Annotated in this window: 11 protein-coding genes; all 11 read right to left on the reverse strand. The window is 41.7% G+C overall.

Going from position 1 to position 13,617, the window contains the following annotated elements; translation table 11 throughout:
• Window positions 1-32: 32 nt before the first annotated feature.
• The 11 genes from AC3ZVC_RS02905 to AC3ZVC_RS02955 all read right to left on the reverse strand — a co-directional run bounded on the left by AC3ZVC_RS02905 (window position 33) and on the right by AC3ZVC_RS02955 (window position 13,547).
• Complete coding sequence (locus tag AC3ZVC_RS02905; protein ID WP_490066183.1) at window positions 33-2,237, reverse strand: DUF4129 domain-containing transglutaminase family protein; 2,205 nt, start codon at window positions 2,235-2,237, stop codon at window positions 33-35.
• Window positions 2,234-3,451 (reverse strand): DUF58 domain-containing protein, encoded by a 1,218-nt coding sequence (locus tag AC3ZVC_RS02910; RefSeq protein WP_490066184.1) that lies wholly within the window; start codon window positions 3,449-3,451, stop codon window positions 2,234-2,236. The genes AC3ZVC_RS02905 and AC3ZVC_RS02910 overlap by 4 nt, the downstream gene beginning before the upstream one ends.
• Before the next feature lies 1 nt (window position 3,452).
• Window positions 3,453-4,409, reverse strand: a complete 957-nt coding sequence (locus AC3ZVC_RS02915) for an AAA family ATPase (protein ID WP_490066185.1) — start codon at window positions 4,407-4,409, stop codon at window positions 3,453-3,455.
• Between the two features lie 278 nt (window positions 4,410-4,687).
• Window positions 4,688-6,148, reverse strand: a complete 1,461-nt coding sequence (locus AC3ZVC_RS02920; RefSeq protein ID WP_490066186.1) for an esterase/lipase family protein — start codon at window positions 6,146-6,148, stop codon at window positions 4,688-4,690.
• Window positions 6,149-6,458: 310 nt separating this feature from the next.
• A complete protein-coding gene (locus AC3ZVC_RS02925) occupies window positions 6,459-7,361 on the reverse strand; it encodes a hypothetical protein (protein ID WP_490066187.1) in 903 nt (300 codons plus the stop codon).
• 119 nt (window positions 7,362-7,480) lie between these two features.
• On the reverse strand, window positions 7,481-9,181 hold the full coding sequence (locus AC3ZVC_RS02930; protein WP_490066188.1) for a transglutaminase domain-containing protein: 1,701 nt from the start codon (window positions 9,179-9,181) through the stop codon (window positions 7,481-7,483).
• A gap of 393 nt (window positions 9,182-9,574) precedes the next feature.
• Entirely contained in the window at window positions 9,575-10,300 is a 726-nt protein-coding gene (locus AC3ZVC_RS02935) for a hypothetical protein (protein WP_490066189.1), read from the reverse strand.
• 21 nt (window positions 10,301-10,321) lie between these two features.
• The gene (locus AC3ZVC_RS02940; protein WP_490066190.1) at window positions 10,322-11,125 is read right to left on the reverse strand and encodes a hypothetical protein; all 804 of its coding nucleotides are present in this window, start codon (window positions 11,123-11,125) and stop codon (window positions 10,322-10,324) included.
• A gap of 61 nt (window positions 11,126-11,186) precedes the next feature.
• Window positions 11,187-12,470, reverse strand: a complete 1,284-nt coding sequence (locus AC3ZVC_RS02945; RefSeq protein ID WP_490066191.1) for a hypothetical protein — start codon at window positions 12,468-12,470, stop codon at window positions 11,187-11,189.
• Window positions 12,471-12,510: 40 nt separating this feature from the next.
• Entirely contained in the window at window positions 12,511-13,158 is a 648-nt protein-coding gene (locus AC3ZVC_RS02950) for a hypothetical protein (RefSeq protein WP_490066192.1), read from the reverse strand.
• Entirely contained in the window at window positions 13,155-13,547 is a 393-nt protein-coding gene (locus AC3ZVC_RS02955) for a TadE/TadG family type IV pilus assembly protein (RefSeq protein ID WP_490066194.1), read from the reverse strand. The genes AC3ZVC_RS02950 and AC3ZVC_RS02955 overlap by 4 nt, the downstream gene beginning before the upstream one ends.
• Window positions 13,548-13,617: the final 70 nt, after the last annotated feature.

The raw sequence follows: 13,617 nt of genomic DNA on the forward strand, positions 1-13,617 counted from the left end.
TTGCCTATTGTAACAACACGCTTAATTTCCGGTCAAGCTATTGTCTTTTTAATTAAATTTTCCCACAATTCCTTCGTCTCAGTCCAGCTTCCTTCTTTCAGGATTCCCCGATAAACAAGCTCCTCATAGCGTGCTGTTAATCGGCTCATTTCCTTCGTAGAAAAGAAACTGTCTACATATTTGGCATACTCTCTCAAGGTTTGGCCGCTTTTCCTCTGTAACCCGTAACGTTTTAATTCCTTTAACAGAATCATGTACGCTTTAGGGAAATGTTCATCCTTTTTCGTCTGTTTGAATCTCCAGATGAAATAAAGCGGAAGCCATTTTCCGCGTTTTTGGTAAAACAGAAAGATTAGTACTGCTACACTCAAAATCGCTATTCCAATTGCTTTCCAGTTGTCAGCGAAGAAAGCCTTCATTGACTCCCAAACCTCTTTTATGGAGAATGAGGTTTCATCCGCCACTTTTTGTTCAGGTTTTTCTGGTTTAACAGGTGTTTCCGTCTCTTTCGGCTCTTCTGTTTCAGCCTGGCTCGTATTTTGGCCGGCATTATCAAAATTATATTGAACGTTATTGCTAAAGCCCTGGGTAGGTTCAAATGGAACCCAGCCGATTTCTGGAAAATAAATTTCAACCCAGGAATGGGCATTATTATTTGTCACTTCAAACAAGCGAAGTCCCGAACCAGTAGACTGTTGGAATTCTCCTTCTGTATAGCCCTTGACCCATCTGGCAGGCAATCCAATCGACCTGGCCATGACCGCCATTGAAGAGGAGAAATTATCGCAGTAGCCCTGTTTTGTATCAAATAGGAATTGATCAACATAATCCTCGTCTGCTTCCGGTACAGCCACGTTCTGCTGGTCATAATTGTATTCCGCTCTGCGGAAATACCTTTCCAGCTCTCTGGCTTTTTCAAACCAATCAGTTTTATCCTGGGTGATTTCAAGCGCCAATTCTCTGACTCTATTTGGCAGTTCATCAGGCAGCTGTGTATATCTTGCCAAAAATTCATCAGGCAGTGCCCCTGCGTTATTTTCTGCCGATTTCAGGGCGGTGACACTGTATTTTGGTACTTTGAACCCCAGTTTGTACTGATCTAACGCAACAGGGCGTCCCTCATCGAGAGTGCGAATTTTTTCAGTAGCGGTTTCGAGTTCATACGTAATAAAGGGCGGAGCATCAATACTTTCTACTCCTAATGGATAAACAACGTGTGGGTAATTCATGAAAGTATACACAGAGCTGGTTTCTTCGGTTGTCTCAATTGCATCATCGTCGATAAACGAAGAGACCGGAATATCCTCACCCATTCCAAATGGAAGAAATTCTTCTTCCGGCTGAGAGGTAACCCATCCTTTGCCAGTGTATGTATCCTTCGTCTCCACCTTCCAATAGTGGCGTGATTCCACTTCGGCTCTAAAAACTACCCCGTTATCCCCAATAAAAGGGCCGCCTAGACGGGAATCATCTTCACCATACCCAATTTTCTGGATAGCCGGTCCATCTCCTCCGCTATTTTGACCGTAAGATTTTATAAATGGCACCGGATCCGGCCACATTGGTTCTGCCTTTGGCGCCGCAAAGCCTAAACCAGCGCTCACGGCAATCAGCAATGCAAGCGGAACCATCCATTTGCGGGATAGGGAGACCTCTTTCTTAATCCCTTCCTTATCCAGAAGTCGATAAAAAGTTAAAATCCCCATAACAGCAAAGCCTGCAATTACCGTTCTGACAATTGCCCCATCTGCCACATATGGAGTGAATGTGTCCAGAACGGTTATATAAACCAGCGTCATGAAAAAGAAGATAAAGATCTGCCTGCGGTTTATAAGCCAGTATTGAATTAAATAGGTCATCAGCCCAAGCAGAACAAAAAATAATAAACTTCTGAACAGATTGGTTATGCTTGGCCAATCTCTATCAGCCATAAGGCTAAAATTATATTTCAGATCTTCCCAAAATGGCGAAATCCAGGATATTTGAAAGAAGGCACCTTCAAAATACAGAAAGTTCAGTACATAAACCACATAGAGCACTTTTATAAAGCCGCTTAATAAAGGGGAAACACCATAAAAAGACATGAGCAGAGATAACATCAAAAATATCAGAAACACTGCTATATTCGATGTATCTGTTAACTGTTCAAGCGGCCTCAGCCATTCCCATAATAGTAAAAATCCCAAAACATAGAGAAGGAAGGCGGCAGGATCTTTTTGGATCTTATGAGATGTCATCCTTTGCTCACCCCCGTAAATGCATCTGAAAACTGACCGTTATGAACCATGATAACCCGGACTCCCCTTGAGTTGGCTGAGGCTTTTAGTGCGATCTCCTCCTGCAGCGGGGATTCATTCATGTCTTTTATTAAAAAGATCGTAATAGAACCATTTTTTGAAGCGACAAATCCTGCCTTCTCAATCAGTGCCTTTGATAATTTTGATGTAACGAGCATAAGCTGACTGTTTTGCTGCAAAAGAAAGCTTTCAGCTTCAAGTACACGGTCCAGCGTTACAGTTGAATCATCCTTTATTTTGGCCAAATGATAAAATAGCTGCAGCTGCTGTGCTTCCCCGCCCCTAACCGGAAAAATAGTCCGTTCTGCTGCAGAAGACAGAAAGCCAACCTGGGCTCCCTTGCGAAGAATGGCTCTCACAATGGATGCTGTAAAAGAAACAACAGCTTCAAATCGACTATCCGGCGCACAATCCATGAGAATATACACATCATGTGACTGCCTTTGTTCAAATTCTTTTGTCATAATATCATTTCGCTTTGCGGTGGCTTTCCAGTTAATCCAGGAAAACCGATCTCCCGGCTGATACTCTCTTATGCCGATCGCCATGGAGGTATCCCTTTGCACCCGCTCTTTTGAGGCGGTCATTCCCTGGTCATAATGATGTGCTAAAGGCTTATAGATGATCTCCTCATATGCCGGATAAACAATCATTCTATTTTCTGCAGGAACTTGTCTTTCCTTTTCAATTAACCCAAGCGCATCCCCAGTTTTAATGCGAATGGAGGTAAAGAAATGCTCCCCCCTTGGCAAACGGTCTATTTGATATTGCAGGGACATTTCCTTTTGGAATCCTGGAAACAAAAACCGCTTCGGCTTTTTTCCATGCTTCGAAAAAAGGAGCTGCTCACTCATCCCATCCCCCACAACCAGATATAATAACGGAACAGCAGCTTTCCTCCTTATTTTCAATGTGATGACAGCATTTTCTCCTGCATTGAATTCTGTTTTAGGCAATATTCTTTCCACTTGAAAGTCCTTTAGGGAATAAAAAGATAAAGCAAGCGCATATAAAGCAAAAGGAAGAAAGCTGTAAAATAAAAACCAGCTCACAAATCCTCCCTGAAACATGGCATAGGAAAAGGCGAGGAGAATAAGAACGAATAAAACGATTAGTTTCCATATACCTTTTAGCGTATTAAACACCTGGTTCATATTACTTCACTAACCTTTGAACAGGGACCGGAACCCTGGCAATGACACGTTCCACAATTTCATCTGCTGTAATGCCTTCAAATTTCGCCTCAGACTTTAGAATAATCCGGTGGACAAACACAGCCGGCGCCAAATACTGAATATCGTCTGGAAGCACATAATCGCGTCCATACATAAATGCGTATGCCTGGGCCGCTTTCATTAAAGAAATCGAACCACGCGGACTCGCCCCTAAATACACACTTCTATGTGTTCTTGTTCGATTGGCAATATCCACAATATAGCGTTTTATTGTATCATCCACATGGACTTCTTTAATTTCTTTTTGGAGCTCACGAAGCTCTGCCAAATCAATAACGGGCTCCAGTTCTTCAATGGGCGGAATTCGCTGCGCCCGGTTCAGGACCTCCATTTCCTCCGAAACATCGGGATAGCCCATCTTCATTTTTAATAAAAAACGATCCAGCTGTGCTTCCGGCAGCGGATATGTTCCTTCATACTCAATCGGATTCTGTGTCGCCATAACAAAGAACGGTTTTTCAAGGCGGTGTGTAACCCCATCAATTGTGACGCTGCTCTCTTCCATTCCCTCGAGAAGTGCAGATTGCGTCTTTGGAGAGGTTCTATTAATTTCGTCTGCTAAAATGATATTGCCCATGATCGGGCCAGGCCTGAACTGAAATTCCATTTCCTTTGGATTATAGATGGATACACCTGTCACATCTGAAGGAAGCAAGTCAGGTGTGAATTGGATGCGCTTAAATGATGCACCCACAGATTTTGCCAGCGCACGCACCATCATTGTTTTTCCGACACCCGGAACATCCTCCAGCAATACATGGCCTCCCGCGAGAAGCGCCACCAAGCTTAACTCTGCTACATTCCGTTTGCCAATCATTACTTTCTCAATATTCCCCAATACCCTCTCTATCGTAGAGTGCATATGATTCCGATCCATGTGAAACCTCTCCTTATCTATCTCATGCGTTTGCATTTATCAATTCTATTAAAATTACTTCCAACCATTTATATATTCGATATTTCGTCTAAAAGTCCTGTAATCTGACGAGACGTTTCTGTCTTTTTGATAAAATTGGCATAATACTATTAACGGTTAAACTGGTAAAAGGTTTCATAAAATGATTGGAATTTGTTTTCCTGCATACATCCAGCTAATATTACTTTTCGTATATCTCCCAATTAAAAAAGACTGCCTCCCAGCAGCCCAAAGAATATTTATTGGCGTTCACCATCCTTATCTACGTAGAAAGATTCAATGATCGTTCTTTCGAAAGGCTTCCCCTTGGAGGTTACCCCTCTAACTTCTGTTGTCACGTTATATACACCTTCCTGTTTAAATTCGTTATCTGCCATTAGTCCGGATTTCTCACCCTTTGTCTTTTTTTGCAGCTTCTTCCCTGTTGAATCAAATCCGAAATGCGTCCATTTTGTTTTATAGATTTTATTTTTGTTCATAATCCCGGCATTTTGCTGGAGTGTGTCATTTAAAGGGCTATCGAGGGAGACCGTGTATAGGTAGGAAGCATTTCCAGGTCCCTTCAATGACCAAGGGCCTGCTTCAGGTGCATCCATTTCAAACTGGTGAACCCATGCTCCCTTAAAAAATTCCGATGCTTCTTTATAAACCTTTTTTGTTTTATATTCCTTCCCATCCGGACCTGTCAATGTTAATGAAGACAAGTTTTTCTCGCTTAAGAAGGATACAGTCATGGATTTAACATTTTCTTCAACGGCAAAATGGTCATTTAAAGCATTCACTGCTTTTCCGCCTTTTACGATGGAGTGGACATTCGGCTGGCTGATTGGAGTTATCTTGCTTGCAGATACTAAAACAGATGCAGGCTGGGTAACCATTGTATATGGCCTAAATACCTGGAATGTGTAGGATCCTTCCCTGATGGTCGTATGGTTCCAGCTGCCTTCCTGTACAATAGAGGCACCGGGCAAGCGGGAATTAACTGTCGTTACAACACCATCATTTTTACCGTATTGGCTTAAGTATAGGCCTCCCCAATAAGAGGCGCTGCCAAAAGAACCCCATTTTGTACCGCCTAGTGTAAAATACAAATTTTTCGCTGCGTTTTCATGTGTATCCGTAATAGCCCTAAAGTATTGCATATTACCTATCTGCAGGGATTCTGTTGCTTCATTGTTGTTCCCAAGAAGAGCAGCTAACCACCAGGCTGCACTGCTATGTGCGAGATCTGCGAGCTGGGTTCCATGATGCGGAGATGATAAGGAAATAACATTTGATACATATTGATGTGCTCCATAATGAACAAGTGCTGTTTGTATATCCACCCCGCCTTTGCTATAGCCAACGACCACTAGCTTTTTTCCGCCGAAATGATGGTACATGTCCTCTAGCTTTTCAGCCAGCATGGCGCCATTCGCCCACATATCCCGATCAGGATGTAGATCGATGAAGGCTGTTTCATAGCCATTGGCCAACGCAACTTCGTACATATCATTTCCTTCATGCCAAACAGCGGATGAATTATTATAGCCATGAACAAAAACGAGTGGAGACTTTTCCGGATCAATAAAACCTGGAGTATCTCCAGCGTACCAATAGCCTGGAGTCCCCCTATCATCTCCTCCAAAACCGCCGGCCTTCACCATTCCAGGAAAAATCAGCATCATACAAAATACAACTCCTGCCATTTGTTTTATCAAACCTTTCCCTCCTTCAGAGAGATCGTGGATAAAAAAGCCTAGTCAATATAATTTTACAATTTTCAGAAAATATAAAGAAGGGTATTTGGATTTATTTGTAAAGCTTCTTTCCGCAAAAAACAGGGGAATCCTAGAATTCACCCTGTTCGTCATCTTATTCTTGCGGTGTTTATCTGGAGGCTCATTCAATATCCAACGGGAGAAGCGATCCAAAGGGGGACCAGCAAGCTTAGTGCTAGATAAGACTCCCAGCTTGCCGTGGTACGCTGAGTGACTGAGCAGAAAATCAACAGCGAGTTTAATAGCGTCATTATTTTATATATTTTTCCAAATCAGATTGAGTTTTAAGTTCTTCTATATCTCCGCTGTTAAGCTCCATAACCCTGTCTAACAGTTGTAATTTCAGTATTGGATTATTAATCTTCTTATCTTTTATATAAGTGATAAAAGGATAAAGGCTTTCCGGATTTTCAACCTTAATATTCATTGTGTGGGTATACCCCTGTGCATACATTAGCCTGAGTTCTTCATAAGACGGAATGGCCAGTGGATCTAGCTTTTTCTGCGTCCCTTCATCTGCATCTATTGAAGAAGAAAGCACTGCCCCTTCCCCCAGCAAAGAGGATGCTTCCTGCTCGAACTCTTTTTCCCATCTGGTATTCATATAGCGATCCTTGAAGCTCTGCCCTTTTTCAGAGAAACTAGCTATAAACGCAAGCTCCTGCTGGTTTTTCGGGTAAACAGTAATCTCATATCTGGAACCCTCACCACTATACCTTGAACTCTGAACATAAAAATCATGCCGGTACTTATCCGCTAGATGCAAAATCACTTTATCCTCTGCCGCCTTCATCTCTGCTCTCGTTTTTTGAGGTACAGAAGCGACAGGTTCAGCAGGCCTCAGGAAAAAATAATAGGGGCCCGCAATCATCAGTGAAATAAAAATAACGGCAGCACCCAAAATAGGAACTGCTTTTGGAAGTGTAAGAAACCCCTCCTTTTCACTTTTCTTTTCTTTCGCTAATGCGAAAGCATCAACTGCCGCCAATATATGAAAGAGAATCAGCGGAAACATCAGCCCCTTCAGGTACACATACACAAACACAATATCGACAATAATAAAGGCGATTGCCTTTCTATACTCCTTATTATAAAACTGCCCTAACCCCGCAAATACAAGGGAAAAAGCCACTGCCGCCATTACCTTTCCCACATCGATTCCTCCACAGCCAATTTAAAAATGCTCAATCCAATTATTTCGCCGCTGCCGCTTATTTTTCCTTTTTGTAAAAAGGAAAAGCCACAGGAACAGGCCCCGTGGCTTTTGCAAACTTAATAAGAAACCCCTGTGCGGTTATGTGTTTTTTCAAACTCATCCTTATTAGGATCAAAGTATTTTTCATTAAAAGCCGCTACGAATTTATCATCTTTTATATAACCTGCTCCCCATGTTGGATCCATGGTCAGCCAGCTGCCATCCACTTTTACTTCCACCCAGGCATGCTTTTGGGGCCAGAATCCGCTAAAGGCAGTACCTTCTACAAAACGGGCTTCCATATTGCTTGCACGCAGCAGGGCAATTGCCAGATAAGAGTAATCCTGGCAGACACCAGTCTTAGAATCCAAGGTCTTTAGGGCGCTATCATCCCAGTTAAAATCATCTGTTTCCAGTTTTTCAACATCATAAGAAATCGTTTTTGCGACATAATCATAAATGGCTTTAGCTTTCTCCCGGTCGCTGCTCTTCCCTTCTGTTAACTTTTTAGCCAGTTCTGTAATCGGCTCTGCATCTGACTGGACGCCTCTCGAAGGAAGCAGGTCACGCTTATCCCCGCCTGTTGACTCAACTTCAAACTTGGCAAACCCATAAAACCTGAAGTAATCACTGTTCTCCTCCTTAATTTCCGGAACACTTAACGTGACCTCATACGTACCGGGTCCAAATCGCAAATAAAAGGAATCATCAAATGTGAAGTCCTCGACAGGGATTACATCGAGCGCTTCGTCCTCGCCTTTTTTTGTCGTAATATAAAGGTGAGTGGTTTCAGTGCCAAACTCTGCCTTTAGGTCAATTTTTCCTTTAACCGAGAATGTGCCATCAGATTCCTCTCCGCCATATTGCGGATACTCCAAAGTTACTCCCCGTTCCTCATAAGTTTTTGAGTACTCAATTGGGCTCATGGTTCTGTCTGACTCGTTATCTATTAAAAGTGTTGTCGCAGTCTGATAGTAATTTTCGCGCTCTTTATCCGGAACCAATATTTCGAGCTTATGCAGCCCCTTTCCGTAGAATAAAGGAACATCATAAGAGAACTTGCCTTCCTCAATCGGTATGACGTGCTTCCACATTTCAGCATCCTTGTTTAATTTGAGCATAATTGTATCACCGTCTGTCAGGTTCGCCGCTTCCCCATTTAAAGTGAATAATTCATTCTCTTTTACATAACTTGATTTCAAATCCAGAGCCATTTCCGCTTCCTGGCCAAATGGAGTGAAGGTTACATCCCGTTCCGCTTCCGGATTGATATTGTGAACTGTAAATGCTGCAGTGTCATAGTAATAACTTTCACTGTCCATGCTTGGAAGCTGAACCGTCACCCGATACTCGCCCTCTCCATTAAAAAAGCGGATTGGCTGCTTGAATTTCCCCTCTTTGATTGGAGTGTAATACTCATGGTCATAGCCGGCATGGCCTTCTTCTGCTGCACGCACCTTTATCCAGGCATATTCAGACTTTAGCGCTGAATACTTCTCTACCTCTCCTTCAACAACCACTATGCCATTCACGGCAAACTCCTTATAAGCAGGTTCCTTTATAGAGGCTCCGACTTCCTCGCTATAAGAAGTAAGCTCGATCGGCTCAAGCTCCAGCTCCTTATTCTTTTCCTCAGCTAGCTTTTCAAATTTGTCTTCTTCCTTCTTTTCTGCCTTTGTCCCCGTATTGCTTGTATTTGAATTACTGCAGGCGGAGAGGAACAGAAAGGTGCTCAACAAACACAAAAACATTATGGAGATGGGATTTTTTTTAATCATGAGGGCCTCCTTCAGGCTTATCTTTTTCACTTAACCGTTCGATTCGCTTATTTGATATTTTATTTACGGGTTATGTATGATTTGGTTCCTGGTTCTTTTCTACTATTTCCGTTTTATTAAAAAAGTGGGGATACATCGCATTTATATGTTTCAGGGCTTCTTATAAGTAAACTAATGCTTTATTCCATAAAAAAAGTCATAAGCTTGAAATCTTATGACTTTTTTTATGGCTTCATTGAATTGCTAACCTGAACAGGAATTGCCTTCCACTTGAAAAAATCCCTTCTGCCACTGAAAGAGAAACAATGTAAAAGAAAAGCAGTTGTATGGTGAAATTGTTTCCAGTTCTTCTCTTCCATAGACAACCCTAGAACCTCTTCTTGCAGAAGACTTCTATCGGTATTGCTCCAGCTGCTGTTGAAACTCTCCTTCCTGAAGAAGATCAGCTTCGCCATTCCAGCTTAAGTATAGTTTTGCAACTGAAAATACAAAAAGCGGAAGCAGGAACATATTGAATATCATCATAGCCCAGTTAATTGCGGCCATTTGTCCTGATATAATGATAGCTAAGTATGAAAACAAGTAAGAACCTAAAAAATCAGCTGCAGCAAACAATAGAAGCATGCCAAACAGCGCTATGAAGTTTTCTTTCCCAAAGGATACTGACCTTTTTATGACCATTGTTACAGTTTCGTCTTCAATAACTTTAACAAATGGAATGCCTATGAAAAGAACTAGCAGAATAATTCCAGGGATTATTAATAACAGTAATCCAATTGTTGTCACAACGGAAAATGGGATACTGATTAAATACGCAAAAAAGGCATATTTAATCGTATCTCCATATATTTGGCCTGTTTTTACTGTATGGGTTCTTGTATCCTGGCTGGCCAAGCTAATCATGGGGATAAGGATGATAAAAAGGCTCATTAGCATAAAAATGCTTTGGAAAATTGAAGTCCATAAAGACAGATTAAAAACCTCAAAAGGCATGGCAATAAAGTTAATGGCTAATGTATATATGGCTTGAATGGGAAGAATAATTGTAAAGCCAATCAGGATTACACGGAGGAAGTATTTTTTATATAACTCACTGCCCTCTTTTATTGCTTGCAGCAAAGCAAATTCCCCCTTTTCGTTTTATCTTGGATTACGCAATTTCCTATATACTAACACAGCGTTTTTTTGGCGCTCAGCCTCAAGATCACTGTTCAGCACAGAATGTCTAAGTTCACCCCAGCCTTTAGCGTCCTGTGCATTACTGCTAAACATATGTTTCTCGTATGGCTTTAATTTTCTCGCCAAATTAAGAGCAGTAAAATTCAGCAGCCCTTTCTTAGAAGAAACATAGTCATAGACTATCTTTCTTTCACTTTCTGTTTGAAGCTGAATATCATTTTGACGGACCTGCGCCGTGACCATATCCACAAGACATCCGTGCATTTCCTTTTCATCTTCCTCTGTTACCAGCAGGTCTTCTCTGCCTCTCAGCCAAAGATGGTCAGCTTTTTTAACTGATTCTTCAATAATCTTCTGGCTTTCAATGATTTGATCCGGCACCTGTTCAAAAACTTTATAAGCCCTTCCAACATCCTGTGGAAATGGCCCTAGCTTAGTTTCTATCTCTTGCAAAATATCCTTTAATTTCACATAGTTCTCTATTCGATTAGCCTTAACCCACTTAGATCCAATATTTACAAATGTTTCAATGCATACATTGTAGCTATTAGTAATAACTGCAGCTTCCTTTACTGCATCGAAACGCGGAACAGTTCCATCATTCTCCATAATCAACTGTTCCTCAGCAGGAGCAAAGGTAAAATAATAGTAAAGTTTCCCGCCAATGTTAAACTTGGCAGGAAACACATCCGGCGTTTCGTTTTCCTTGTAATATGGCTTGAGAGACTCTTTAATATTTTCCGGCAAGTTATGCATTCTGATCATGAATCTTCCTCCTATTACTGGCTGTATTAGTAGTAGCTGTGTCTATTCTATAGGAGTTTATTTAGCTAAACCACCCGGAAACTGTCTTAAAGCCGGATTTCACAGCATTTACCCCGCCTTTAACTGCATTTCCTACTGATTTGGCAGCATTTGATACTAGTTTTTTTCTATTTTTCCAGGCGCTTTTGATTGCTCCTGCATGCTTATAAATCTTTGCTCCAGCCCAAAGCGCTCCGCCAACTAGAGCGACTCCGGCCGCAATCGGTGCACCCACACCGGTTGCCGAAAGAACAACTGCCCCAGACATCAATGTCTCACCTAAGCTAGCAATTCCATCATTGGTCTTTCCATTCGCAAAGTTCATTACTGTTTCCGCTCCAGAAATCCCAGTACTGATTGCAGCCAGCCATGGGGCAGCTTTCCCTGCAAATCCTGTCCCCATTTCAAATGTCTTTGTTGCATTTGAAAGGAATGATCCAGCATTCGCAGCTGTACTAAAGGAGCCTCCAGTAGTGGAAGCAGCCCTGGCAGCATTCCAGGCATTTCGAATATCAGTGGTTGAACCTAGGAACTTGCTAATGTGTTGTCCGTTATCATAAGCAGACCAAACATCTACCCCCAGGTTAACAGGGGCACTCAACAATGATTCATCTTTAAACATTGCTTCTAACCGGTTTTTCACGATCCCCTTAGCAAGATCTCTGCTTAATCCATCTCCATACTTATTCCAATCTATATCTTGAATGGTATGGAGATACAAGCCATCGATAGCTGGAAAAAGCATGTCTTTCGTAATAAATTTAAAAGCCTGGTAATTCCCGTCTTCTTCATACGGAAATGGCACGTTCTTATTCGCCTCTGGGTTGCCAGGATCCATGGTTCCCGTATTGCCAATAGGGTGTTCAACATTTCCAGGCAGGTCTATGATGGGTGGATTGAATTGTGGAGGAAGGCCATTTTGCCCTCCGAAATTTCCAAACGGATCTGTTCCAGTCCCATTTCCAGGCGTAATTGTTCCCGGCGTGGATTGTCCCGGATCAAACTCTCCTGGAGAAAATTCGCCCGGGCTGAAATCTCCTGGTGAAAACTGACCAGGCGAGAACTGGCCAGGTGAAAATTGCCCAGGACTGAATGTACCAGGATTGAATTGCCCCGGACTAAATGTACCAGGATTGAATTCACCTGGAGAGAATGTGCCGGGGGAAAAGGTACCCGGAGAAAAAGTACCAGGGTTGAAATTCCCTTGAGCAAGCGCCGCCACAGGAAGGAAGTTAATCAGTATAATGAAAGATGCTAGTAAGCAGGCTGCCGTTCTTTTAAACATAGATTTGGTTTTCCTCTTCATAGCCTCATACTCCTTTCTTATCTAGTATTCAACTAACACTTTACCATCCTAAAGCCTCTAGAAATGAAATTTCCGGACCCGTTCCAACTTGTGAAATGTCGCTGTTTTTCCCAAAATTAAGGCCATTATAGTGAACTGCTTCAAACTCTGTTTGTGCTTCCACTGCAATTCTGTATTCATGGAATTCCCAATTATACTCACTCGCTGCATCTTTACCGTGATTTTTTCGAATAGTATTCTGTACTGAACTGTCTATAGAACTTTCCGCATTCCTTACCGCTTGAAGTACTTGGTCGGAAAAGAGATGATCCTCTTTAATTTCGCTTGATAAAACATCATCGATGGCTTGAATACGCCGTTCATTCTTTGAAAGGAAAGGCTGGGAATACTTAAGTTTTTCTTCTCTCTCTTCCACTTTTTCCTCAATCGTTTTTAATATGTCTATGGTTTCTTCTTCAATATCAGCGTCAATCAACTTTTTATAGCTTTTAACATCCTCATATACCTGTTCATACAATACACTTGTAGCTGCCAGGCTCGCATGCTCTGCCGCAATGGAAGCCTGCTCTTTTTTTGTAAAAGCCATGGCGATATTCAAAACGAGAATTAGCATTATTCCCACTATTAAGAAATTAAAGATAGTCAGAAGAACTCCGCTTCCCCGTTCATTATCTATATAACTCCTCATTTTATCACCCTGCTATTTACCTTATGAGTAAGATTAATAGATGCCTTATTTCTCCATTCCTTAGGAACAAATACCAGTCCATGCCGGAGTTGAATAACAGCTTCAAATTCACCATTAAAACCTGTATGAATATCAAAACCCTGGAATGTCATAATGTCGCTTACTCCAATGGCATCACTGGCAATACTGTAGGCTTCACTGTATTCCTCTGTCACCGCATAATACTTTGCTGCTTCATTCACAGCTGACTGAGCCTTCATCATGGTTAATCCCGAGGCAACCGCCTGCCATAATAATAAGAAGAAAAAGAAATAATAAGGCATGACTGTTAGAAATTCGAGTGTCATCGAACCTTTTTCATCTTGGAGTTTCTTTTTTAAATTGGACATATGAGCATCCCCCCTTTTTTTCTAATTAGCTCTGTTAATTAAATGGTAAATCAATATTTTTGCAGGAATA

It is taken from the genome of Cytobacillus sp. C11.1 (genome assembly GCF_058145115.1).